Annotated in this window: 22 protein-coding genes; 8 read left to right on the plus strand and 14 right to left on the minus strand. The window is 60.9% G+C overall.

Annotated features, from left to right (window positions below; genetic code table 11):
* Nucleotides 1-70: 70 nt before the first annotated feature.
* From OC71_RS21050 to OC71_RS21085, 8 genes are all read right to left on the minus strand, one after another.
* Nucleotides 71-1,642, minus strand: coding sequence for a flagellar hook-associated protein 3 (locus tag OC71_RS21050; RefSeq protein ID WP_041073043.1), 1,572 nt, complete (start codon nucleotides 1,640-1,642; stop codon nucleotides 71-73).
* A 13-nt stretch (nucleotides 1,643-1,655) separates the two neighbouring features.
* Nucleotides 1,656-3,701 (minus strand): flagellar hook-associated protein FlgK, encoded by a 2,046-nt coding sequence (gene flgK / locus OC71_RS21055; protein ID WP_041073045.1) that lies wholly within the window; start codon nucleotides 3,699-3,701, stop codon nucleotides 1,656-1,658.
* A gap of 21 nt (nucleotides 3,702-3,722) precedes the next feature.
* Complete coding sequence (gene flgJ, locus OC71_RS21060) at nucleotides 3,723-5,009, minus strand: flagellar assembly peptidoglycan hydrolase FlgJ (RefSeq protein WP_041073047.1); 1,287 nt, start codon at nucleotides 5,007-5,009, stop codon at nucleotides 3,723-3,725.
* Nucleotides 5,010-5,020: 11 nt separating this feature from the next.
* Nucleotides 5,021-6,109, minus strand: a complete 1,089-nt coding sequence (locus tag OC71_RS21065; protein WP_161794916.1) for a flagellar basal body P-ring protein FlgI — start codon at nucleotides 6,107-6,109, stop codon at nucleotides 5,021-5,023.
* Between the two features lie 27 nt (nucleotides 6,110-6,136).
* Nucleotides 6,137-6,832 carry a flagellar basal body L-ring protein FlgH gene (flgH, locus tag OC71_RS21070; protein WP_007965503.1) on the minus strand — a complete coding sequence of 232 codons (696 nt, stop codon included), beginning with the start codon at nucleotides 6,830-6,832 and terminating at the stop codon, nucleotides 6,137-6,139.
* A 51-nt stretch (nucleotides 6,833-6,883) separates the two neighbouring features.
* On the minus strand, nucleotides 6,884-7,669 hold the full coding sequence (gene flgG / locus OC71_RS21075) for a flagellar basal-body rod protein FlgG (RefSeq protein ID WP_003222804.1): 786 nt from the start codon (nucleotides 7,667-7,669) through the stop codon (nucleotides 6,884-6,886).
* Between the two features lie 45 nt (nucleotides 7,670-7,714).
* On the minus strand, nucleotides 7,715-8,455 hold the full coding sequence (locus OC71_RS21080) for a flagellar basal body rod protein FlgF (RefSeq protein WP_007965507.1): 741 nt from the start codon (nucleotides 8,453-8,455) through the stop codon (nucleotides 7,715-7,717).
* A 351-nt stretch (nucleotides 8,456-8,806) separates the two neighbouring features.
* Nucleotides 8,807-10,369 (minus strand): sigma-54-dependent phenylalanine hydroxylase transcriptional regulator PhhR, encoded by a 1,563-nt coding sequence (locus OC71_RS21085; protein WP_041073049.1) that lies wholly within the window; start codon nucleotides 10,367-10,369, stop codon nucleotides 8,807-8,809.
* Between the two features lie 389 nt (nucleotides 10,370-10,758).
* On the opposite strand from OC71_RS21085, the gene phhA reads away from it, so the two are divergent.
* From phhA to OC71_RS21110, 6 genes are all read left to right on the plus strand, one after another.
* The gene (gene phhA / locus OC71_RS21090; RefSeq protein ID WP_041073052.1) at nucleotides 10,759-11,550 is read left to right on the plus strand and encodes a phenylalanine 4-monooxygenase; all 792 of its coding nucleotides are present in this window, start codon (nucleotides 10,759-10,761) and stop codon (nucleotides 11,548-11,550) included.
* 118 nt (nucleotides 11,551-11,668) lie between these two features.
* The gene (locus OC71_RS21095; RefSeq protein WP_003222798.1) at nucleotides 11,669-12,025 is read left to right on the plus strand and encodes a 4a-hydroxytetrahydrobiopterin dehydratase; all 357 of its coding nucleotides are present in this window, start codon (nucleotides 11,669-11,671) and stop codon (nucleotides 12,023-12,025) included.
* On the plus strand, nucleotides 12,025-13,218 hold the full coding sequence (locus OC71_RS21100) for an amino acid aminotransferase (protein WP_041073054.1): 1,194 nt from the start codon (nucleotides 12,025-12,027) through the stop codon (nucleotides 13,216-13,218). The genes OC71_RS21095 and OC71_RS21100 overlap by 1 nt, the downstream gene beginning before the upstream one ends.
* 253 nt (nucleotides 13,219-13,471) lie before the next feature.
* Nucleotides 13,472-13,603 (plus strand): hypothetical protein, encoded by a 132-nt coding sequence (locus OC71_RS28550; protein ID WP_256198933.1) that lies wholly within the window; start codon nucleotides 13,472-13,474, stop codon nucleotides 13,601-13,603.
* Nucleotides 13,604-13,673: 70 nt separating this feature from the next.
* Nucleotides 13,674-13,856 carry a hypothetical protein gene (locus tag OC71_RS21105; RefSeq protein ID WP_007965516.1) on the plus strand — a complete coding sequence of 61 codons (183 nt, stop codon included), beginning with the start codon at nucleotides 13,674-13,676 and terminating at the stop codon, nucleotides 13,854-13,856.
* A 104-nt stretch (nucleotides 13,857-13,960) separates the two neighbouring features.
* Entirely contained in the window at nucleotides 13,961-15,160 is a 1,200-nt protein-coding gene (locus tag OC71_RS21110; RefSeq protein WP_041073056.1) for an MFS transporter, read from the plus strand.
* Here OC71_RS21110 and arfB read toward each other — a convergent pair.
* Nucleotides 15,157-15,570, minus strand: a complete 414-nt coding sequence (gene arfB, locus OC71_RS21115) for an alternative ribosome rescue aminoacyl-tRNA hydrolase ArfB (RefSeq protein WP_041073058.1) — start codon at nucleotides 15,568-15,570, stop codon at nucleotides 15,157-15,159. The genes OC71_RS21110 and arfB overlap by 4 nt on opposite strands.
* A gap of 116 nt (nucleotides 15,571-15,686) precedes the next feature.
* The gene (locus OC71_RS21120; RefSeq protein WP_041073059.1) at nucleotides 15,687-17,105 is read right to left on the minus strand and encodes an amino acid permease; all 1,419 of its coding nucleotides are present in this window, start codon (nucleotides 17,103-17,105) and stop codon (nucleotides 15,687-15,689) included.
* A gap of 893 nt (nucleotides 17,106-17,998) precedes the next feature.
* Between OC71_RS21120 and OC71_RS28395 the strand changes: the two genes are divergently transcribed.
* Both OC71_RS28395 and OC71_RS21130 read left to right on the plus strand, forming a co-directional pair.
* The gene (locus OC71_RS28395; RefSeq protein WP_003222780.1) at nucleotides 17,999-18,136 is read left to right on the plus strand and encodes a hypothetical protein; all 138 of its coding nucleotides are present in this window, start codon (nucleotides 17,999-18,001) and stop codon (nucleotides 18,134-18,136) included.
* A 70-nt stretch (nucleotides 18,137-18,206) separates the two neighbouring features.
* Nucleotides 18,207-19,172 carry a hypothetical protein gene (locus OC71_RS21130; RefSeq protein ID WP_041073062.1) on the plus strand — a complete coding sequence of 322 codons (966 nt, stop codon included), beginning with the start codon at nucleotides 18,207-18,209 and terminating at the stop codon, nucleotides 19,170-19,172.
* A gap of 198 nt (nucleotides 19,173-19,370) precedes the next feature.
* Here OC71_RS21130 and rluB read toward each other — a convergent pair whose 3' ends face one another.
* The 4 genes from rluB to OC71_RS21150 form a co-directional block, all read right to left on the minus strand.
* Nucleotides 19,371-20,591 carry a 23S rRNA pseudouridine(2605) synthase RluB gene (rluB, locus tag OC71_RS21135; protein ID WP_003222775.1) on the minus strand — a complete coding sequence of 407 codons (1,221 nt, stop codon included), beginning with the start codon at nucleotides 20,589-20,591 and terminating at the stop codon, nucleotides 19,371-19,373.
* A gap of 142 nt (nucleotides 20,592-20,733) precedes the next feature.
* Nucleotides 20,734-20,925: a DUF1289 domain-containing protein gene (locus OC71_RS21140; protein ID WP_003222773.1), complete on the minus strand. Its 192-nt coding sequence runs from the start codon at nucleotides 20,923-20,925 to the stop codon at nucleotides 20,734-20,736.
* A gap of 143 nt (nucleotides 20,926-21,068) precedes the next feature.
* Nucleotides 21,069-22,040, minus strand: a complete 972-nt coding sequence (gene scpB / locus OC71_RS21145) for an SMC-Scp complex subunit ScpB (protein ID WP_041073064.1) — start codon at nucleotides 22,038-22,040, stop codon at nucleotides 21,069-21,071.
* An 11-nt stretch (nucleotides 22,041-22,051) separates the two neighbouring features.
* Complete coding sequence (locus tag OC71_RS21150; protein ID WP_171061841.1) at nucleotides 22,052-22,750, minus strand: ScpA family protein; 699 nt, start codon at nucleotides 22,748-22,750, stop codon at nucleotides 22,052-22,054.
* Nucleotides 22,751-22,804 lie beyond the last annotated feature (54 nt).

Here is a 22,804-nt window from a genome sequence, read left to right on the forward strand (position 1 = left end):
AGCCCATGAAACCGCAAAAAAACATTAACTGAGGGACGAGACAAACGGGCGCCGAGGCGCCCGTCCGACGTCAGATCTTGTTGAACAGACCCAACTGACTGATCTTGCTGAACGCCAGTTGCGAGGCTTGCAGCATGGTCTGCTGCAACGTCAGGCGGGTCATCACCTCGGCCGGATCCGAATCACGGATCGAACCCTGAGTCGTGGTGTTGGCCTGGATCAGGCTCTGGTTGGTCGTGTTCTGATCCTCCAGCGACTGGCCGCGAGCACCGATCGAGGTCACCGCTGCGCCGATTTGGTTGGAGGCGCTGTCGAGGTTACCCAGCGCCGATTCCATGGCCCCCTGGAACTGCTGCTTGACCACCGGATCACCGTCGACCGGCAGGTTCAGCGCCGTGACCATCTGGCCCAGGGTGTCGAGCACGTTCTGGGTCTGGTGGTTGTTGGACTGGATCGAGAACTGATCGCCCGCGCCCGGCGTACCGCCAATGGCGAAGGTCACACCGGCGGCCGTGGCGTTGCCGCCGACCATGGTGCCCGACGACACCGGCTTGCTGTCGGCGGTCACAGGGGCCGCGTACAGGTCGAAATCGGTGGCGCTGGTGAACTTCAGCACCGCGCCGCCGCCCGACGGGAAGGCCGCGCTGTACGCCGCCTGGTTGGTCACGCTGGAGCCGGTGATGACCGCCGTCGACGGGTTGCCCGGGCTGCGCGCGGTGGTAAACGAGTCAGGCGTGGCCGACAGCTGGAAGCTGTGACCGGCGATGACCGCGTCCGGGTTGGTGTCACCAGCCTTGAGGTTGATGTTCAACTTCATGTCGACGCCACGGAAGCTGACCGTCTGGTTGGCACCATTGCTGTTGCTGATCAGACCGTTCTGACTGGCCTCGGACGTCACGTCGTTGCCCAGGGCATCGGTGATTTTCAACTGCGTGCTGCTAATGAAATCCACGGTGTATGGCTGGCCCGCCGTGAACTTGGCGTTGTAGGTCGCTGCGGTGCCAACCGTACCGTTGGACAGCACCACACGACCGTCATCCACCGCCGGAGCGGTCATGTTGGTCTGCGTACGGCTGGTGTTGATGGTCTGCTGGAACGCATCCCAACCGGTGGTGTTGGTCGCGACCGACATGCCGTCGCCAATGCCCAGGTTGATCTGGGTCTGGTCACCGTTGTAGGTGTAGGTGCCGTCGACGTTTTGCGAGTACGGCGCGGTATCGGTCTTGGAACCGGAGAACAGATAGTTGCCGTTGGCATCCTTGGAGTTCATCAGGCCCAGCACTTGTTGCTGGATCTGGCTCAGTTCTGCCGCATAGGCCTTGCGGTTGTCGTCGGTGGCGATGCCGTTGTTGGCCGCCAGGCCGATTTCCTTGGCGCGCTGCAAAGCCGTGGTAATGGAATTCAGAGTGGACTCCTGCACGGTCAGCGCACTCTTGGTGGTGTCGATGTTGCCCTGATACTGGTCGAGCATCGCACTTTGCTGACCCAGCTTGAGCAGACGACCGGCGCCGATCGGATCGTCGGCAGCGGTGTTGATGCGCTGCAGGCTGCTCGCTTCGTTGGCGGTCGCGACCGTCTTACTGTAGTTGCGCTGATATTGAGCAGCTTGCGTCGCGTAATACTGGGCGGTGGAAATGCGCATGAATTACGACTCCTTAAAGACTGTTGATCAGCGTGGCGAAAGTTTCCTGCGCAGCTTTGATGATCTGCGAAGACGCTGTGTAGTACTGCTGATACTTGACCAGGTTGCCGGTCTCTTCATCGAGGTTGACCTGGGACAGCGAATCACGCGCGCCCTTGGCCTGATCGAGGATCACCGAGGTGGCGTCGTTGTCGGACTTGCTCTGCGCAGCCTTGGTACCGACGTTGGTCACCAGTTTGTTGTAGGCGTCGGTCAGGCTGATGCCTTTGCTGCCGCTGCCGGTGTCCACGGTCTGTTTGGTCTGCAGGCCAACCAGTGCCTGGGCGTTGCGGTTGTCCGAAGAGGCCGCGCCGGTCAGGTTGATGGTGAAGGTTTCGCCGGACTTCGGCGTCGCGCCCACGGTGGTCTGTACGGTGAAGGTCTTCTGCACGTTCGGCGTGACCGTGGTGTCCATCACCGGCGCGCCGGTGGAGTCGACCATGCCGACCTTGAGGTTCAAGGTGTTGGCCTGCCCCGGCACGATGGTGCCCGAACCGATGGTGTTGCCCTTGGCGTCGACCATGTTGTACGACTGGCTACCACTGGCGACCGCCCCGAACACCAGCTTGACCGGCGTCGAATATTTGAGCGCATTTTGCAACTCGGTCTGCGACGCCGGGTTGTAGATGTCAATCGAATCGGTCAGCGTCGGCTGGGTGTAGGTACCGGAATTGTTGGCACTGGCCACGCCGGTCAACGGCGCTGCCGCCGCGACTTTCTTCGGATCGGTCAATACGGTCTGAATCGAGCTCGCCGCGTTACGGGTCGGGGTCACCTTGAAGGTGTCGCCCGCGCTCAGGGCGCCGCCGTTGAGGGCCAGAGTGAAACCGTCAATCACAGGTGGCGGCGTGGTCGTGGTGCTGAACGAGCCCATGTCAGTGCCATCGGAGCGCTTGACCGAATAATTGGTGGCGCTGGTGAAGGTCACCTGGTAATCGCTGGTGGTCAGCTTGCCGGTGTCCTTGATGGTGACATCGAGGTTGCCCGAGCCGGCGCTGTTGCCCGCCTGCGCGATGCTGCGCTGGCTGATCAGCGCGGCACTGTTGATGTTGTTGAAAATCGCTGCACCGAAGTCACCGTTCTTGTCGATGCCCTGGGCTTGCTGGCTGTTGACCTGATCGGCCACCACCAGCGCGACACGGCCCAACTCGTTTAGCGACGGATCGAGCACTTCTTTGCGGTAGGTCAGCAGACCACCGATTTCGCCACCGCTCATGGCCGACGTGATGTCGATGACGCTTGAGCCACGGTCCATCTGAATGGCCATGCGCGTCGGATCATCCTTGCTCGGCACGGTGCTCAGGGTGTTGGTGGTATTGCCGATCACCAGCGGCTGGCCGGTGCCGATGTACACATCAAAACTGGTGCCACGCTCGACGACCTGCGCACCGGTCAGCTCGGAGAGCTGGCGCACCGCTTCGTTACGGCTGTCGAGCAGATCGTTCGGCTGACCGCCGCTGGTGGAAATCTCGCCGATCTTCTGGTTGAGATTGGCAATCGAGGTGGCCAGTTTGTTCACTTGCGACGTCATGTCCGCAAGGTTGCCGTTGATCGTGGTGTTCTGATCGTTCAGCTGTTTGGCCAGGGCATTGAAACGGCTGGTCAGCGCCTGCGCACCGGTCAGCACCGACTGACGGGAAGTGTCGTCCGTGGCAGAGGTCGCCACGCCCTGCATCGAGGTGAAGAATTTCTGCAGCACACCGGTCAGGCCGGTGTTGGTGTCGGACATCGAGGCATCCAGTGCAGTGGCCTGGGCACCGTACGCAGCCGCTTCGCTATTGAGCGAGGTGGCGGTATGCAGCTGGTTTTCGAGGTAAGAATTGTAGACCCGGCGCACGTCGGCCAGGGTCGTCCCCGTCCCGATGAAGACGTTGCCGAACTGCTGCGAGGACTTGGTGCTCTGCACGGTTTGCTGGCGTGAATAACCGGCGGTGTCGACGTTGGCAATGTTGTTACCTGTGGTCGCGAGAGAGGAAGAACTCGCGGACAACCCCGACATCCCGATATTGAGCAAACTCATGATTCAAACCTTACCGTGTGTTTATAGAGGCGTCGTTGAAACGCCGGCCGCAGCGTAGTTTTCGAAACTGTTCATCTGCTTGGCAATCTGCGAAATCTTCGTCGCGTAGTTCGGGTCGGTCGCGTAACCGGCCTTTTGCAACTCGCGTACAAACTGTTCTGGGTTATCGGCCGACTTCACGACATCTTGATAGCGATTGTTGGTCTGCAGCAAAGTCACCAGATCGTGGAAACTGTCCTTGTACGAGGCATAGGAACGGAACTGCGCCGTCTCCTTGACCATCTGCCCGTTGCGGAACTCGCTGGTGATTGCCCGGGCCGAATCGCCGGTCCAGTTGCTGCTGGCCTTGATGCCGAACAGGTTGTGGCTGCTGCTGCCATCCTGGGCACGCATGACCGATTTGCCCCAGCCGGTTTCCAGTGCGGCCTGCGCCACCAGATAACGCGGATCGACGCCAATACGCGCGGCGGCTTCTTTGGCCATCGGCAGCATGGTGTTGACGAATTCATCGGCGGAGCTGAACGCGCGCTTGGCCGGCGCCAGCGGAATCTGCGCCATTGCCCGACCGTAAATCTGCATCTGCCCGCCGGACGCCTTGGCGTCTTCGGCACGGGTCAACCAGTCGCCGTTGTACAGAGGACCGGCGCCGGTGGTGGCCGTCGTTGCGGCACGTTGCGGCAAGGCATTGGCGGTGGTCGGCGTGGCGGAAGGCACCAGACCGGCGAGCAAACGATCGGCCAGTTTCGGCGGCAAGGCCAGACGACGCTTGTTGATCATGGCCATGTCATTGCTGTGCGAGGCTTCGGTCGTGGCGACACGCCCGGAACGCGACGCCCACAACGGACGCTCGCCATTGAGCCGCGATAACGGCCCATTGGTGGCGGTCGTGCCGGCGGCAATCGGCGTCTGCACCGCAGCCGCTTTCGCCGCCTCTTGCTTGGCGGCGGACGCGGCCGCCGCCTCGCCTGGCGCCAGCGGTTTGTTCCTCGACATCTGCTTCATCAGCACGTCGGCCAGACCGATACCCCCGCCCTCACGGGACAGCGAGACCGCCAGTTGCTGGTCGTACATTTCCTGATATTGCTTGGCCGCCGGGGTGTTCATCGGGTTGTCTTTACCCAACGCCTCGGTGGCCGAACGCATCGACTTGAGCATTTCGCCAAGGAACAGCGATTCGAATTCCTGCGCCACCTTGCGCATGTTCGCATCACTGTTCTTGTCGCCGACCTTGAGCTGGTTCAGACGATTGAGATCGGAGTACGAACCCGAATCGCCCGTGCCCACCAGACTGCCTTTGCGCATATCCATGGTCGCCGTCCTCAGATCACGATCAGGTCGGCTTGTAACGCGCCGGCCTGCTTGAGTGCTTCGAGAATGGCCATCAGGTCACCCGGTGCCGCGCCCACTTGGTTCACCGCCCGCACGATCTCGTCGAGGGTGGTGCCCGGGCCGAACTTGAACATCGGCTTGGCTTCCTGCTGGGCATTGACCCGCGAGCGTGGCACCACGGCCGTCTGCCCATTGGACAACGGGCCCGGCTGGCTGACGATCGGGTCTTCGGTGATGGTCACGGTCAGACTGCCGTGGGTCACGGCGGCCGGCGAGACTTTCACGTTCTGGCCGATGACGATGGTGCCGGTGCGCGAGTTGATGATGACTTTCGCCACCGCCTGACCCGGGTCCACTTCAAGGTTTTCCAGAATCGACAGATAGTCGACGCGCTGGCTCGGATCGAGCGGCGCCGTCACACGGATCGAACCGCCGTCGATGGCTTGCGCCACGCCAGGGCCGAGCATGTCGTTGATCTTGTCGACGATGCGCTTGGCGGTGGTGAAGTCGGAGCGGTTGAGGTTCAGCGTCAGGCTGTTGCCCTGGTTGAAACCGCTCGGTACCGAACGCTCCACCGACGCACCGCCCGGAATACGACCGGCCGACGGAACGTTGACGGTGATCTTCGAACCGTCACGCCCTTCGGCATCGAAACCGCCGACCACCAGGTTGCCCTGAGCGATGGCGTAGACGTTGCCGTCGATACCTTTGAGCGGGGTCAGCAACAGGGTGCCGCCGCGCAGGCTCTTGGAGTTACCGATCGAAGACACGGTGATGTCGACCTGCTGACCCGGTTTGGCGAACGCCGGCAGATCGGCACTCACCGACACCGCCGCAACGTTTTTCAACTGCACGTTGCCCGATCCCGGCGGCACCTTGATGCCGAACTGCGAGAGCATGTTGTTGAAGGTCTGCAGGGTGAACGGGGTTTGCGTCGTCTGGTCGCCGGTGCCGTTAAGCCCGACCACCAGGCCGTAACCGATCAACTGGTTGGAACGCACGCCGGAAATGCTGGCGATATCTTTCAGCCGCTCGGCGTGGGCACCAAAGGCAGCGGACAACAGGGCCGCCGCCAGCATGAGGCTCTTGAAATTCAAAGTCGCCACCTAGAAAGGGAACAGCGGGCTGAGGAAGAAACGGTCGAACCAGCCTGGCTGACTCGCATCGGCAAACGAACCGGTGCCCGAGTAGGTGATGCGCGCATCGGCGACGCGGGTCGACGACACGGTGTTGTCGGTGGCGATGTCATCGGCACGCACCAGACCGGCGATCCGCACCAGCTCGTCGCCGGTGTTGAGGGTCATCCACTTCTCGCCGCGCACGGCGATGATGCCGTTGGGCAGCACGTCGGCCACGGTCACGGTGATCGAACCGGTCAGGGTGTTGCCCTGCGCCGCTTTGCTGTCGCCCTTGGTCGCGCGGTCGCCGCTGTAGCCGACGTCGAGGCTCAGATCATTGCCACCCAACGGGTTGTTGGTGGTGCCACTGCCGCCAAACAGCGAAGTCAGGCCGATGCCGGTCTTGCTGTTCTTGGCCACCTGGGAGTTGGCGTTCTTGCTGGCCTGAGTCTTCTCGTTCAGGGTGATGGTGATGATGTCACCGACCCGGAACGCCTTGCGGTCGCTGTACAGGTTCTGCTCGAAGCCGGCCTGATAGATCGAGCCGTTGTTGGCCGCCGCCGGCAATGGCGTGCGTGGCAACACCGGAGCGTAGTAAGGGTCATTGGGCTTGGGCGTCGGTGCGACGCAGCCCGCGAGCGAGACGACCCCACCCAATGCCAGAACAGATACGAAGCGTTTCATGACCCTACCTCACGGTGTTGCTGGCGGCCTCAGGCCGCCCCATAGACTTGATTACAGATTCTGCGTTACGAACGAGAGCATCTGGTCGGCGGTGGAGATCACCTTGGAGTTCATCTCGTAGGCGCGCTGAGTGGTGATCATGTTGACCATCTCTTCAACGGTGCTGACGTTGGAACCTTCCAGGGTGTTCTGCAGCGTGGTACCGAAACCGTTCAGGCCCGGAGTGCCGATTTGCGGCGCGCCAGAAGCAGCGGTTTCCAGGAACAGGTTGTTACCCACCGCCTGCAGACCGGCCGGGTTGATGAAGTCGGCGGTTTGCAGGTTGCCGATCACCTGAGCGGCCGGGTTGCCTGGCACGGTGATCGAGACGGTGCCGTCGGTGCCGACAGTGAAGCTCTGCGCGTTGTTCGGGATGACGATGGCCGGTTCCAGGGCGAAACCGCTGGCGTTGACGATCTGGCCGTTGGAGTCGAGGTGGAAGGTACCGTCACGGGTGTAGGACGTGGTGCCGTCCGGCTGCAGGATCTGGAAGAAACCGCGACCGTCGATGGCCATGTCCAGCGGCTGCTCGGTGGTTTGCAGGCTGCCGGCGGTGAAGTTTTTCTGGGTACCGACGATGCGCACACCGGTACCCAGTTGCAGACCCGACGGCAGTTCGCTGTCCTGGGTCGACTGGGCGCCTGGCTGACGCTTGATCTGATACAGCAGGTCCTGGAACTCGGCACGGTCACGTTTGAAACCCGTGGTCGAGACGTTCGCCAGGTTGTTGGAAATGGTGGTCAGGTTGGTGTCCTGGGCGGACAGACCGGTTTTGGCAACCCATAGAGCCGGAAGCATTCGATTCTCCTCGTGCGCCTGTTTTACGGCGCGACGTTCTGATAATTAGCTGATCTGCAAGACCCGAGCCATGGCCTGGTCGTCGTCTTTGGCGGTGTTCATCATCTTGACGTGCAACTCGAACTGCTTGGCCAGGGCCAGCACCGAGGTCATTTCTTCCACGGCATTGACGTTGCTCGACTCGAGGAAACCCGACACCAGTTTGACGTTGGCGTCGGCCGGCGCCGGCTGGCCGTCCTTGGTGTAGATCGAGCCATCGAGGCCTTTGTTGAGGTTCTTGATGTCCGGGTTGACCAGTTTGATCCGGTCGACTTCCGCCATGACGCGCGGGCCTTCGCCCATCGCACGAATACTGATGGTGCCGTCTTCACCGACTTCGACCTGCTGCTCCGGCGGCACGGCGATCGGACCGCCGTTGCCCAATACCGGCATGCCGTTGCCGGCGCGCAGTACGCCGAGGGCGTCGATGTTGAGGCTGCCGGTGCGCACGTAGCTTTCGCCGCCGTTGGGGTTCTGCACGGCAATAAAACCGTTGCCGGTCACGGCGACGTCGAGATCACGCCCGGTCTGCACCAGCGAACCGGCGGTGAAGTCGGTGGCGGGCCGCTCACTCATGGCAAACGCACGCGCCGGAAAGCTGTCACCGAACACCGGCATCGAACGCGCCTGCTCCAGGTCGCGCTGAAAACCGTTGGTGGAGATGTTCGCCAGGTTGTTGGCATGGGCCTTTTGCGCCAGTGCGTTCTGACTGGCGCCGGTCATTGCCACATAAAGGTACTTGTCCACACTCTTTCCTCTGCATGCCGGACGTTTGCCGCCCACCGCTGTACTGCTGAGCCATAAGCAATTTGCAGACCAACTTTTTTCTGGCGGCTTGCGGCCCGGTAAACAAAGGACTTGCGGGGTTTTGCGGGGAAATTGGAAATGTATCGAAGTCGAAAAACCGGCGGTGTTATGCCGCTTGGCGGCAATCCCGACTTTTGCGGATGGAAATAAAACCTGTGGTGAGGGAGCTTGCTCCCGCTGGGTTGCGTAGCAACCCCAAACCCATTCAATACGGTGTATCAGACAAACCGCATTGATCCGGTTTACGACTGCTGCGCAGCCGAGCGGGAGCAAGCTCCCTCGCCACAATGGTTACTCGGCAGGGTCTTTACCGACCTCATACTCGCGCAGCTTATTAGCGATGGTGGTGTGCGAAACCCCCAACCGCTTACCCAGTTGCCGACTGCTCGGGTGCTCGGAATACAAGCGCTCCAGCACCGCTTTTTCAAAACGCCCGACGATTTCGTCCAACCCGCCCTCCAGCGAGAAATCGCCAAGCGGCTGACGCACGCCGTAGTCCGGCAGGCGAATATGCTCGGCCTTGACCGTGCCGCCATCACACAGCGAGACCGCCTGAAACAGCACGTTCTCCAGCTGTCGCACGTTGCCCGGCCAGTGGTAGTGACTGAGACGCTCCATCGCCGCCGGCGCCAGTTTCGGCAGCGAGCAACCGATCTGCCGACTGGCCTGATCGAGGAAGTGTTCCACCAGCGGTGTCAAACCGTCGAGGCATTCGCGTAGCGGCGGGATGTGCAGCGACAGCACATTCAAGCGGTGATACAGATCCTGACGAAACTCGCCGCGCGCGCACAGCTCGGACAAGTCGACCTGAGTGGCGCAGATCACCCGCACATCCAGATACACCTCTTCATCGCTGCCGACCCGGCGGAAGCAGCCGTCCTGCAGAAAGCGCAGCAGCTTCACCTGCAAGCGCGGGCTCATTTCGCCGACGCCATCAAGAAACAGCGTACCGCCCGCCGTCAGTTCCAGCAGGCCGAGTTTGCCTTCGGCGCGCGCGCCTTCGAACGCGCCGGGGCCGTAGCCGAACAGTTCGGTCTCGGCCATCGACTCCGGCAGCCCCGCGCAGTTGAGCGCCATCAATGGCGACTGCCCACGCGGACTGGCGAGGTGACAGGCCCGCGCCAACAATTCTTTGCCGGTGCCGGTTTCGCCTTCGATCAACAGCGGCGCATCCAGTGGCGCCATGCGCCGCGCTTCACGCACCACCGCCGCCATCACTTTAGAACTCTGGAAGATACTGTCGAAGCCACGCAGTTCCTGTTTACGCACGTTATAGATGCGCTCACCAACGCGGTCGGCGCGGTGCAGGGTCAGCACCGCACCGGCCATGGCTTCGCTGTCGTCGTGCTCTGATTGCAGCGGCGCGATGTCGGCAAGAAAGATGTCGCCCTTGACCTTGACGCGCATGCCGTTGATTCGCGATTTGTTGGCGCGCACCAGTTCCGGCAGGTCGAAATCCTCGGCATAGCGCGACAGCGGAATCCCCGGCACCTCGTCCACGCGCACCCCGAGCAACTGCGCGGCCGCACGGTTGGCGGCAACGATCGAGCCGCCCATGTCGATCGACAGCACCGGAAATTCCAGCGCGCCAAGCAACGCATTCAACTCCATGTGCCGACGCTCACTGGGCATCAACCCGACGCGCTTGACCCCAAACACCCCGGCAATCGCTTCGAACTTCGGCCGCAGCGCCTGGAACTGAATGTTGATCAGGTTCGGGCAGTGCAGGTAGATCGCATTGCCATGCTCGCCGCCGACCTCACCGCGCGCAACGTTAATCCCGTACTCGACCAAGAGATTGAGAATGTCACGCAGGATGCCGATGCGGTTCTGGCAGTGGACTTTGATACGCATATGAATGACCCGACAAAGTGGGATTGAACACAATTCCTGTGGGAGCGAGCTTGCTCGCGAATGCGTCAGCACACCGACATTGATGTGTCAGACCTGCCGCTTTCGCGAGAAAGCTCGCTCCCACAGGGTATTGCGGTGCGCCCGGAACCCATTTTTCTGTCGAGGCGCGCAGATAGTTGTCAAGATTATGTGACAGCCACAGCCCTTTTCAAACCTGCAAATCAGCGCAAACGCGAGATATCCGCCAAAGCGTAACGATTTATTTACAAAATACGGTGATTATTCCTACAAAGATCGCATTCAACCTGCTGCATCTCGCCCCACTCTCGGGTAATCCTGACCCCATCGCTGGACATAACAAGAACGAATTCCCCTAGCAGGAGAGCAGTATGAAGCAGACGCAATACGTGGCCCGCGAGCCCGATGCGCAAGGTTTTATCGACTACCCCGCCGAAGAACATGCGGTGTGGAACACGCTGATCACCCGCCAGCTGAAAGTGATCGAGGGTCGCGCGTGCCAGGAATACCTGGACGGTATCGAAAAACTCGGTCTGCCCCATGACCGCATTCCGCAACTGGGCGAGATCAACAAGGTGCTCGGTGAGACCACCGGTTGGCAGGTTGCCCGCGTCCCGGCACTGATCCCCTTCCAGACCTTCTTCGAACTGCTCGCCAGCAAGCAGTTTCCGGTGGCTACATTCATTCGTACCCGCGAAGAACTGGACTACCTGCAAGAGCCGGACATCTTCCACGAGATCTTCGGTCACTGCCCGCTGCTGACCAACCCATGGTTCGCCGAATTCACTCATACCTACGGCAAGCTCGGCCTGCAGGCCACCAAGGAAGAGCGCGTGTACCTGGCGCGCCTGTACTGGATGACCATCGAGTTCGGCCTGGTCGACACCCCGCAAGGCAAACGCATCTATGGCGGCGGCATCCTGTCCTCGCCAAAGGAAACCGTTTATTCGCTGTCGGACGAGCCCGAGCATCAGGCCTTCGATCCGCTGGAAGCCATGCGCACGCCGTATCGCATCGACATCCTGCAGCCACTTTATTTTGTCCTGCCCAACCTCAAGCGCCTGTTCGACCTGGCCCACGAAGACATCATGGGCATGGTCAAGCAAGGCATGCAGTTGGGGTTGCACGCACCGAAGTTTCCGCCAAAACCGAAAGCCGCGTGATCCGCGACTTTTGCTGACAATTGAGTCTGTCAGTCGCCGCCACTTTGGTTTAGCGTGACGGCATTGACGGGCCGATAGTTTCTATAAAAAAAACACACTCGATTTCAGGAATCACACCATGTCCACTTTGAACCAAGCCCACTGCGAAGCCTGCCGTGCCGATGCGCCACAAGTCAGCGACGAAGAACTGCCGATCCTGATCAAGCAGATCCCTGACTGGAACATCGAAGTGCGCGACAGCATCATGCAGCTGGAGAAAGTCTTCCTGTTCAAGAACTTCAAGCACGCACTGGCCTTCACCAACGCCGTCGGTGAAATCTCCGAGGCCGAAGGTCACCACCCGGGGCTGCTGACCGAGTGGGGCAAAGTCACCGTGACCTGGTGGAGCCACTCGATCAAGGGCCTGCACCGCAACGACTTCATCATGGCCGCGCGCACTGACGAAGTGGCCAAGACCGCAGAAGGACGCAAGTAATGCACTTTGACGCCATCGGCCGGGTACCCGGCGACCCGATCCTCGGCTTGATGGAGGCTTATGCGCAGGACACTAACCCGCGCAAGTTCGACCTCGGCGTTGGCGTCTACAAGGATGCCCAGGGCCTGACGCCGATCCCCGAAGCGGTGAAAATTGCCGAGGCGCGACTGGTCGAAAGCCAGGACACCAAGACCTACATCGGCGGGCACGGCAACCCATTGTTCGGCAAGGTCATCAATGAGCTGGTGCTTGGCGCCGACTCGAAGCTGATCGCCGAACAGCGCGCCGGCGCCACCCAGACTCCGGGCGGCACCGGTGCCCTGCGTCTGGCAGCCGACTTCATCGCCCAGTGCCTGCCGGGCAAGGGCGTCTGGCTGAGCAACCCGACCTGGCCGATCCACGAAACGATTTTCGCCGCCGCCGGGGTCAAGGTCAGTCACTACCCCTACGTGGGCAGCGACAACCGCCTCGACGTCGATGCGATGCTTGCCGTGCTCAACGAAGTGCCGCAAGGCGACGTGGTGCTGCTGCATGCCTGCTGCCACAACCCGACCGGTTTCGACCTGAACCATGACGACTGGCAACGCGTGCTCGACGTCGTGCGCCGGCGTGACCTGCTGCCACTGATCGACTTCGCCTACCAGGGCTTTGGCGACGGGCTGGAGCAGGACGCATGGTCGACCCGGCTGTTCGCTGCCGAAGTGCCCGAGTTGCTGATCACCAGCTCCTGCTCGAAAAACTTCGGCCTGTACCGCGACCGCACCGGGGCGCTGATTGTTTGCGCGAAAACCGCCGACAAACTGATCGACATTCGCAGCCAACTGGCCAACATCGCCCGCAACCTGTGGTCGACGCCACCGGATCACGGTGCAGCGGTTGTCGCGACCATCCTCGCCGATCCGGAGCTGAAAGCCCGCTGGGCCGACGAAGTGGAAGCCATGCGTCTGCGCATCGCGCAGTTGCGCAGCGGTCTGGTCGAAGCGCTGGAACCGCACGGCTTGCGCGAGCGTTTTGCGCACATTGGCGTGCAACGCGGCATGTTCTCCTACACCGGCTTGTCGCCGGAGCAGGTCAAACAACTGCGTGAGCAGCACAGCGTGTACATGGTCAGCTCGGGCCGGGCGAACGTCGCCGGGATCGACGCCACGCGCCTGGCACTGCTGGCACAAGCCATCGCTGACGTCAGCAAGTAGATCCAGCTACACAACCCCCTGTGGGAGCGAGCTTGCTCGCGAATACGGAGTGTCATTCGACAGATATGTTGACTGATACACCGATTTCGCGAGCAAGCTCGCTCCCACAGTTGTTTTTGCCCCCCCTGCGGCCATCTGTCGCATTATTTTGAATTAAAAGTCTGATTGTCATTTTTCCTGCTGTATCCTGCGCAGGCTTTCAAGAAGCGCGGATCTACCAGATCTATCAACAGACTTAGCGAGGAGCGCAACCATGCACGAGATTCCTAATCTCCCCTTCCCAAGCCTGCACGTACCTGAGCAGACGACCACGCAACAAGCCGGTGCCCAACAGCCCGAGCCGAAAGAAGCCGTTGACAGCCGCAAGGCCGACCACGAAGAGTAAAACCCCGCCGTACAGACCGTGTGGAAAGCGCTAAGATGCGCTTTCCACACTGCCTGAAACCGAGCCCGCCATGACCGACGAATTCTCCGAAAGCCAAGCCGCCGTCCTGATCGGCGCCACCGAGAAAATGATCGAGATCTGGCAGCGCCTCTCTCCGGAAAAACAGGCTGCTTTGCTCGCCCGTTTTGGCAGCGAAGAAAACGCCCTCGCCGCCCTCGTCACCACGCAACTGGTCGCCCCGGCCAAACCCTGATACCCCCCATCGGGCAAATAGTTTTACTTTTCCCCGCCCCAGATGCGTTCACGCCGGTATCATAAGCAGCCTATCTAATCCTGCTTTGCCGTGGATCGTTCCCCATGTCGTCCTCTACGCCACAACCCCAGCGCCCCCTGGCGGTCACGCTGCAAGTCGTTTCCATCGTCCTCTTCACTTTCATCGGCTACCTGAACATCGGCATTCCGCTCGCGGTGTTGCCCGGTTACGTCCACAGTGATCTGGGCTTTGGCGCGGTGATCGCCGGGCTGGTGATCAGCGTGCAATACCTCGCCACCCTGCTCAGCCGTCCGTACGCCGGCAAGATCATCGACAACCAGGGCAGCAAGCGCGCGGTGATGATTGGTCTGGCCGGTTGCGGCTTGAGTGGCGTGTTCATGCTGATTTCGGCGTGGACACCGAACCTGCCGATGCTCAGCCTGATCAGCCTGTTGATCGGCCGTCTGGTGCTGGGCAGCGCGGAAAGCCTGGTCGGCTCCGGTTCAATCGGCTGGGGCATCGGCCGCGTTGGTGCGGCGAATACCGCCAAAGTGATTTCGTGGAACGGCATTGCCAGTTACGGCGCGCTGGCGGTGGGTGCGCCGTTCGGCGTGTGGCTGGTCGGCCAGCTGGGGCTGTGGAGCATGGGCGTCAGCATCATTCTGCTGGCAGCGCTGGGTCTGCTGCTGGCCTGGCCGAAAACCGCCGCGCCGATTGTCGCCGGCGAGCGTCTGCCGTTCATGCATGTGCTCGGTCGCGTGTTCCCGCACGGCTGCGGACTGGCACTGGGCTCGATTGGTTTCGGCACCATCGCCACCTTCATCACCCTGTATTACGCCACTCAGCACTGGGATAACGCGGTGTTGTGCCTGAGCCTGTTCGGCGCCAGCTTCATTGGCGCGCGGCTGCTGTTCGGCAACCTGATCAACCGCCTCGGCGGCTTTCGCGTGGCGATTGCCTGCCTGTCGGTGGAAACCCTGGGCCTGTTGCTGCTGTGGCTGGCACCGGATGCACATTGGGCACTGGCCGGGGCGGCGCTGAGCGGTTTCGGCTTCTCGCTGGTGTTCCCGGCGCTGGGCGTGGAAGCGGTGAACCTGGTGCCGGCCTCCAGCCGAGGCGCGGCCGTGGGCGCTTATTCGCTGTTCATCGACTTGTCGCTGGGGATTACCGGGCCATTGGCCGGGGCCATTGCGTCGGGCTTCGGTTTTGCCTCGATCTTCCTGTTCGCCGCCCTCGCCTCCCTGAGCGGTCTGGCGTTGAGCGTTTACCTTTACAAGCACACGGCGAAGTACCGAGAAGATTAGAAATCCACCTTGCCCCGCCCGGCCTTGATGCTGCCACGCTTGGTCTTGGATTCGAGCCGGCGCTTCTTCGAGCCGAGGGTCGGTTTGGTCGGGCGGCGTTTCTTTTCGACCTTGGTGGCGCTGAGAATCAGCTCGGTCAGACGCTGCAGCGCATCGGCACGGTTGGCTTCCTGCGTGCGGTATTGCTGGGCCTTGATGATCAGCACGCCGTCGCTGGTGATGCGACTGTCGCGCAGCGCCAGCAGCCGCTCCTTGTAGAACTCGGGCAAGGACGAGGCCGGAATGTCGAAGCGCAGGTGCACAGCGCTGGAGACCTTGTTGACATTCTGCCCACCGGCGCCTTGCGCGCGAATGGCCGTCAGTTCGATCTCGGCATCCGGCAGATGCACATTGTTGGAAATCACCAGCATGGAAAAGCGTCCGTATTCAGAAGCAGCAGGATACGCCATCAACCCTGTAGGAGCTGCCGAAGGGGCAATAAAAAACCCGGCACATTGGCCGGGTTTGTTGTTTGTTGCCTCAGCGCTTACTTCGAAGCACTCGCCGCGTGCAGCGCCTGTTGCGCACCGCGCTTGTTCTTGATCACGTAGCAGACCCACATGAACACGACCCACACCGGAATCGCGTACACCGAGATCTGGATGCCCGGGATCAGCAACATCACGCCGAGGATGAACGCGACGAACGCCAGGCAGACGTAGTTACCGTACGGGTACCACAGCGCCTTGAACAGCGGCGTCTGCTGCGTCTTGTTCATGTGCTGGCGGAACTTGAAGTGCGAGAAGCTGATCATCGCCCAGTTGATCACCAGGGTGGCCACCACCAGCGACATCAGCAGTTCCAGCGCCTGTTGCGGCATCAGGTAGTTAAGCAACACCGCCACCAGCGTGACCGCCGCGGACGCGAGGATCGAACGCACCGGCACGCCGCGTTTATCGATCTTCGACAAGGCCTTAGGCGCATCGCCTTGCTCGGCCATACCCAGCAGCATGCGGCTGTTGCAGTAAGTACCGCTGTTGTACACCGACAGCGCCGCGGTCAGTACCACGAAGTTGAGGATGTGCGCGGCGGTGTTGCTGCCGAGCATCGAGAACACCTGCACGAACGGGCTGCCGCTGTACGAATCGCCGGACGCATTGAGCGTTTCCAGCAGACTGTCCCACGGGGTCAGCGACAGCAGGATCACCAGCGCGCCGATGTAGAAAATCAGGATGCGGTAGATCACCTGGTTGATCGCTTTCGGGATCACGGTTTTCGGCTTGTCGGCTTCGGCTGCAGTGAAACCGAGCATTTCCAGACCGCCGAAGGAGAACATGATGATCGCCATCGCCATCACCAGGCCGCTGACGCCGTTGGGGAAGAACCCGCCATGCGACCACAGGTTGCTGACCGAGGCCTGCGGGCCGCCATGGCCGCTGACCAGCAGGTAGCTGCCCAGTGCAATCATGCCGACGATCGCCACGACCTTGATGATCGCAAACCAGAATTCAGCTTCACCGAAGACTTTGACGTTGGCCAGGTTGATCGCGTTGATCAGCACGAAGAATGCAGCGGCGGTGACCCAGGTCGGGATGTCCGGCGCCCAGTAGTGGATGTACTTGCCGACCGCGGTCAGCTCCGACATGCCCACCAGAATGTACAGAATCCAGCAGTTCCAGCCCGACAGGAAACCGGCAAAACCGCCCCAGTACTTGTGTGCGAAATGGCTGAAGGAACCGGCCACCGGCTCTTCGACGATCATCTCGCCGAGCTGGCGCATGATCATGAAGGCGATGAAGCCGCAGATGGCGTAGCCGAGGATCATCGACGGGCCGGCGGATTTCAGGACCCCGGCCGAGCCGAGGAACAATCCGGTACCAATCGCACCACCGAGGGCGATCAGTTGAATATGGCGATTTTTCAGGCCGCGTTTCAGCTCGCCTGATTGCGAGTTTTGTCCACTCATGAAAAAGGTCCCACGCAAGGTTTGATGATGTTCAGTAGACGTTGCTGCAAGGTTGCGATTTCAGACAACCCCGATCAAACCCCAGCGCAAGCACCAGGAATTCAGCGTTTTTACAACGGTCATGCGTCACCTGTTTGTTTTTATCTGTGACGAAATCGAACCCGACACGCTTGTGACGTGGCGGAGTGAACAAGGCGGATAGCCTTGAGGTTTGCGCGATTACGCAGAGGGTCACAGTTAAAACGCGGCGCATTGTACACCGCTAACCCCCTGCTGCCAGACCCCGCTGGATCAGCGTGGCGCCTGCCGGGATTGCGTGGGTCCGCCTCGAGACACTCGGGCGACTGCAAAAAATGAGTCAGGCCTTTGCAGGCCATCGACGGGGACGAGCGAAAAACCGCCCCACGGAGAGAAGTGAAGATCAATCTCGGCGTTCATTGCGCCTCCTTCTTGTTATGCACCTGCACGACAGGCATGGGGCGCATCTCACCCTGCAAACGAGGCTGAAACAAGCGCGCCAGAGCCCTGCGCGGGGCCTTTGCCGCTTGGCCCCGGCAGGTTTTCCTTACAGAGTCGGCAACGGGGTGAATCCACTGGCCTTTACCGGGGTTTTCGTAAACTTTTCTTTACAACGCGTAACGCAGATTTTCCATTTCGGAAAATTCTGTAGGACGTCTGCAAATTGACGGTAGCTAGCTTGCTAATGAAAGTGGCCGCTTAGTTTTTTGTTTTCAAATAAGAAAACCGCCGCTTAAAAACAGAATAAAAAGTTTATTTAAATTTTAAATAAATAATTTTTTGCATTACAAAACACCCTGAACTAGGTTCTTCACGTCTTGCCGGCCACCTCGACCGGCCAGTCATAACCGTGAACGTCATCTAGGAGATCGACCATGCAAGCACTGGAAAAAGACCTGGACACCGAACTGCAACTGGACGAATGGTTCGAAGCACCGACCCATGAGGCCGCCGTGGAAATGATGCAAGCCGACGCGGTGGTTCCGTTCGGCACGGCGATGTGGCCTCTGTAAGACATCCCCGGGCAGGCACGATCCGGCCGGTCGTGCCTGCCGCTTTCTCACGGTCAGTCAGGGAGGACTCATGGATAAGCCCCGCGCGATCTCGCATTTCCTTTACTACCTCGAACATCACCCTGCCCTTGCCGGTCTCGACTCGGCGAAGGTACTGCTCGGCCACACCGCCGATTACGAAGCCCTGACCGGCGCCATCGCCGAACAGGCCGGCGATCATCCCCGCTTCACCTTCAGCGCCAGACGCCTGGACCTGGAAAGCACCGCAACGCTGACGGCGGCGATTGCCGACAGCGATCTGTACATTTTCTTCTATGACTCTTCCACGCTGCCCAACCCGCGCCCCGACGGCCCGGAGTTCGTCCGCGCCCTGCAAGGCGTGATGGCGGAAAACTGGAAGAAGTCGCTGTTGTTCAAAGATTACGGCGACTATTTTTACGACACCTTCAGCGTGACGCCGCAGCGTATCGCCGGGCTCAACAGTCACTTGATCCAGCGCATGTCCCAAGCGACCACGCTGAGTTTCAAGGACGACCACGGCTCATGGTTTGAAACGCCGCTGAGCAGCATCAAGAAGTGGACCGACATCAACGGCGTCGGCAACTTCGACCTGGCCCCCGGCGAGATCGCCACCCACAGCGAAGCCATCAACGGCCATGTGAAATTCAAGGGCACGTTCCTCAGCACCATCCCGTTTGCGCGCAAGTACGGCGTACTGGAGTCGCCACTGGAGTTGTGGATCGAAAACTCGACCATCAGCCGCATCGCCACTGATGTGCCGGGGCTGGAGCATGATTTCAACAAGTACCTGGACGCCAATCCGTCGAACCGGCGCATTGAGGAATTGGGGATTGGTACCAATGAAGGCGTTAAAGACCTGTATGCGCGCAATGCCGGTTTCGAGGAGCGCCATTGCGGGCTGCATCTGGGCCTCGGCGGTGGGGCCAAGGGCAGTCATCACCTGGACCTGATTTTCTCCGGCGGGGTGTTGGCGCTGGATGACAAGCCGGTGTTTGACGGACGCTTTGTCTTTTAAGCAGAAATTTCTGTTTTGAAACCACTGCTCCCTGTAGGAGCTCTCGAGTAAAACGAGGCCGCGATCTTTTGATCTTGCTTTTGAAGAGCAAAAGATCGCAGCGTGCCGCAGCTCCTACAGAAATAGCGCGCCAATAATCCAGACGAAAAAAAACGCCAACCCTGCGGTTGGCGTTTGTCATTCAGGCACTAAACCCGATCACTCAGGCTTCTTGCGACCGAAGCCTGGACGCTGACCAGAACCGGCCGGTGCGCCACGGCGCTTGCCCGATGGCTTGTCGCCGTCGACCAGTTTGATCCCCGGACGCTTCGGTGCTGGCTTGGCCGGACGCTTGTTGGTGGTGTCCGCAGGACGATCCGCCACTGGCGTACCGCGACCGGCCGGCGCACGACCTTCGCCACGCTCGGTGCGACCGTTGGCCGGACGCGGTGCGCGCTCGCCGTCACGGGCCACTGGCTTGCGACCCGGACGCTCGCCTTCGATCTGCGGCTCACGGCTCGGACGCGGACCGGTCGGCGCGCCAGCGGCGGGACGCAGGGTGCGCACGCGCTCGGTCTTGGCCATCGGCCGCGACGATTTACGCTGCATACGCTCCAGCTTGTCCTTGCTCTTGGCGTTGAGTTGCGGCATCGCCACCGGCGTCAGGCCGACTTCGGCGCTGAGCACGTCGACTTCGTACTGGCTCATTTCGCGCCAGCGGCCCATCGGCAGGTCGGAGTTGAGGAATACCGGACCGAAGCGCACGCGCTTCAGACGGCTGACCACCAGGCCTTGGGATTCCCACAGACGACGAACCTCACGGTTACGGCCTTCCATCACCACGCAGTGATACCAGTGGTTGAAGCCTTCGCCGCCCGGCGCCTGTTGAATGTCGGTGAAACGCGCCGGGCCGTCTTCCAGCACCACGCCCGCCTTCAGGCGCTCGATCATTTCATCGTCGACTTCACCGCGGACACGCACGGCGTACTCACGGTCCATCTCGTAGGACGGGTGCATCAGGCGGTTGGCCAGCTCACCGTCGGTGGTGAACATCAGCAGACCGGTGGTGTTGATGTCGAGACGACCGATGTTGATCCAGCGGCCTTCTTTCGGACGCGGCAGTTTGTCGAACACGGTCGGACGGCCTTCCGGGTCGTCACGGGTGCAGATCTCGCCATCGGGCTTGTTGTACATGATCACGCGGCGTACCGACTCGGCAGCCTCTTCGCGCTTGATCACCTTGCCATCGATGGTGATGGCGTCGTGCATGTCGACGCGCAGGCCGAGGGTGGCGTCTTTGCCATTGACCTTGATCCGGCCCTGGCTGATCCAGGCTTCGACGTCACGGCGCGAGCCGACGCCGATACGGGCGAGGACTTTCTGCAGTTTTTCGCCTGCTGGGCCGATTTCCTGGTCGTCTTTCTGATTGATGTCACTCATCTGGGCACCTCCCGGTGTGGTCTGTTCAGGCGGCGCCTGAAGCATTGAAATCTGGTTTTCGGGCGAAGGGATCGCCGAAGGGTCGCGAATCATACGCGGATGTGCGCCATCGCGCATCAGAGACTAGCTGATGGATCGACAGTTATTTCTTTTTCCGCCGACCGGCGCCACCGAGTTTGATCAGGCGCAACGCGGCTTCCGCCAGCACTGTGCGCTTGTCGTCCTTGTCGAGTTTCTTCCAGGCGCGGATTTCGCGCTTGCTGCGGCCACAGCCGAGGCAGATGTCGTCGGTGAATTTGCAGAGGCTGATGCAGGGGTCTTTGGTTGAGCTCATTTGATATTCCTGGCTTACGCTGAGCCCTGTGGGAGCGAGCTTGCTCGCGAAGGCGGCATGTCAGACGCATCATCTTTGAATGACACTCCGCTTTCGCGAGCAAGCTCGCTCCCACAGGGGCCTCATTGCTCCCCGGATTTCGGTCAGTCCTCGAACTCGCGGCGTTCGGCTTCGATGGCTTCGGCCAGGGCGCGGGCTTCAGCTTCTTCCTCACTCAGCTCGGGCTCGGGCGTCGGTTGTTCGAGGGCAGCGACGGCAGCCAGAAGTTTTTCCCGGGCCTGGGCAACGCCAAGAATATCTTCTTCCGGTTCGGCTTCAGGCTCGGCCTCAAGTTCAACTTCAATCGCCGGCTCGACGGTCTCGACTTCCGGCTCAGTCGTCGACGTTTCACCATCCGCCGCATCGCGCAACAAATCATCGAAGTCGGTCTTGATCCCCTCCTCCATGCTGTCCAGCTCCAGCAGCAAGCTGTGGAAGCTGGTTTCTTCTTTCGGTTCTTCCGGCTCGGCGCTGGCGTCGGCCTGTTCCTGCAGGCCCTGCGGCACCGGTGCGTCGTCGAAATCGAGGACGGGCTCGGTTTCCATCTCGCGCAGTTCGGCCAGCGGCGGCAGGTCTTCGAGGTTCTTCAGATTGAAGTGATCGAGAAACGCCTTGGTGGTGGCGAACATCGCCGGTTTGCCCGGCACGTCGCGGTAACCGACGATGCGGATCCACTCGCGCTCGATCAGCGTTTTGACGATGTTGGTGTTGACCGCCACACCCCGCACGTCTTCGATCTCGCCCCGGGTAATCGGCTGGCGATAGGCAATCAGCGCCATGGTTTCCAGCAGCGCACGGGAATAGCGCTGTGGCCGCTCTTCCCACAAACGCCCGACCCACGGCGAAAACTTCTCGCGGATCTGCAAGCGGTAGCCGGAGGCGACTTCCTTGAGCTCGAACGCACGGCCCTCGCAGGACTTGGCCAGCAGGCTCAGGGCTTTCTTGAAGACCGGCGGTTCAGGGCGCTCGCCTTCTTCGAACAGTTCGTAGAGGCGTTCAAGCGATTGCGGTTTTCCCGAGGCCAACAGAAAGGCTTCAAGCAGGGACGCCAGCTCGCGGGGTTCAGTCAGGTTCATGTTTCGACTCGTTATTCGGCTCGGGCTCGCACGTGGATCGCGGCGAACGGCTCATTCTGCACCAGCTCGACCAAGGATTCCTTGACCAGTTCAAGGATCGCCATAAAGGTCACCACCACGCCGAGGCGACCTTCCTCGGCGGTGAACAGCTCGACGAACGGCACAAACCCGCCGCCCTTGAGCCGTTCCAGCACATCGCTCATGCGCTCGCGGGTCGACAGTGCCTCGCGGCTGACCTGATGGCTCTCGAACATATCGCCCCGGCGAAGCACTTCGGCCATGGACATCAGAATTTCTTCCAGCGCGACATCCGGCAGCAGCTTGCGCGCCCGGGCTTCCGGGGCGTCGAGCTTGGGCACTACAACATCGCGACCGACCCGGCTCAGGCCGTCGATGCCTTCGGCGGCAGCCTTGAAGCGCTCGTATTCCTGCAGGCGGCGGATCAGTTCGGCGCGCGGGTCGTCCTCTTCGTCTTCGACGGTTTCGGCGCGCGGCAGGAGCATCCGCGACTTGATCTCGGCCAGCATCGCCGCCATCACCAGGTACTCGGCGGCCAGCTCCAGGCGCACCGACTGCATCAACTCGACATAGCCCATGTACTGACGGGTGATTTCCGCCACCGGGATGTCGAGGATGTTGATGTTCTGTTTGCGGATCAGGTACAGCAGCAGGTCAAGCGGGCCTTCGAAGGCTTCGAGAAACACTTCCAGCGCATCCGGCGGGATGTACAGGTCCAGCGGCATTTCCGTGACAGCCTGGCCATA

It is taken from the genome of Pseudomonas sp. W15Feb9B, assembly GCF_000828175.1.
In the GTDB taxonomy this organism is placed as follows: domain Bacteria; phylum Pseudomonadota; class Gammaproteobacteria; order Pseudomonadales; family Pseudomonadaceae; genus Aquipseudomonas; species Aquipseudomonas parakoreensis.

Bases quoted from the DNA above. Each gene is read 5' to 3' on its own strand.
- OC71_RS21130 (WP_041073062.1), top strand. From the start codon at position 18,207: ATGGATAAGCCCCGCGCGATCTCGCATTTCCTTTACTACCTCGAACAT.
- OC71_RS28550 (WP_256198933.1), top strand. From the start codon at position 13,472: ATGCACGAGATTCCTAATCTCCCCTTCCCAAGCCTGCACGTACCTGAG.
- OC71_RS21095 (WP_003222798.1), top strand. From the start codon at position 11,669: ATGTCCACTTTGAACCAAGCCCACTGCGAAGCCTGCCGTGCCGATGCG.
- scpB (WP_041073064.1), bottom strand. From the start codon at position 22,040: ATGAACCTGACTGAACCCCGCGAGCTGGCGTCCCTGCTTGAAGCCTTT.
- OC71_RS21120 (WP_041073059.1), bottom strand. From the start codon at position 17,105: ATGAGTGGACAAAACTCGCAATCAGGCGAGCTGAAACGCGGCCTGAAA.
- rluB (WP_003222775.1), bottom strand. From the start codon at position 20,591: ATGAGTGACATCAATCAGAAAGACGACCAGGAAATCGGCCCAGCAGGC.
- flgG (WP_003222804.1), bottom strand. From the start codon at position 7,669: ATGCTTCCGGCTCTATGGGTTGCCAAAACCGGTCTGTCCGCCCAGGAC.
- flgK (WP_041073045.1), bottom strand. From the start codon at position 3,701: ATGAGTTTGCTCAATATCGGGATGTCGGGGTTGTCCGCGAGTTCTTCC.
- flgH (WP_007965503.1), bottom strand. From the start codon at position 6,832: ATGAAACGCTTCGTATCTGTTCTGGCATTGGGTGGGGTCGTCTCGCTC.
- OC71_RS21085 (WP_041073049.1), bottom strand. From the start codon at position 10,369: ATGCGTATCAAAGTCCACTGCCAGAACCGCATCGGCATCCTGCGTGAC.
- OC71_RS21100 (WP_041073054.1), top strand. From the start codon at position 12,025: ATGCACTTTGACGCCATCGGCCGGGTACCCGGCGACCCGATCCTCGGC.
- OC71_RS21110 (WP_041073056.1), top strand. From the start codon at position 13,961: ATGTCGTCCTCTACGCCACAACCCCAGCGCCCCCTGGCGGTCACGCTG.
- OC71_RS21065 (WP_161794916.1), bottom strand. From the start codon at position 6,109: ATGCTGGCGGCGGCCCTGTTGTCCGCTGCCTTTGGTGCCCACGCCGAG.
- OC71_RS21105 (WP_007965516.1), top strand. From the start codon at position 13,674: ATGACCGACGAATTCTCCGAAAGCCAAGCCGCCGTCCTGATCGGCGCC.
- phhA (WP_041073052.1), top strand. From the start codon at position 10,759: ATGAAGCAGACGCAATACGTGGCCCGCGAGCCCGATGCGCAAGGTTTT.
- OC71_RS21050 (WP_041073043.1), bottom strand. From the start codon at position 1,642: ATGCGCATTTCCACCGCCCAGTATTACGCGACGCAAGCTGCTCAATAT.
- OC71_RS28395 (WP_003222780.1), top strand. From the start codon at position 17,999: ATGCAAGCACTGGAAAAAGACCTGGACACCGAACTGCAACTGGACGAA.
- OC71_RS21140 (WP_003222773.1), bottom strand. From the start codon at position 20,925: ATGAGCTCAACCAAAGACCCCTGCATCAGCCTCTGCAAATTCACCGAC.
- arfB (WP_041073058.1), bottom strand. From the start codon at position 15,570: ATGCTGGTGATTTCCAACAATGTGCATCTGCCGGATGCCGAGATCGAA.
- flgJ (WP_041073047.1), bottom strand. From the start codon at position 5,009: ATGGATATGCGCAAAGGCAGTCTGGTGGGCACGGGCGATTCGGGTTCG.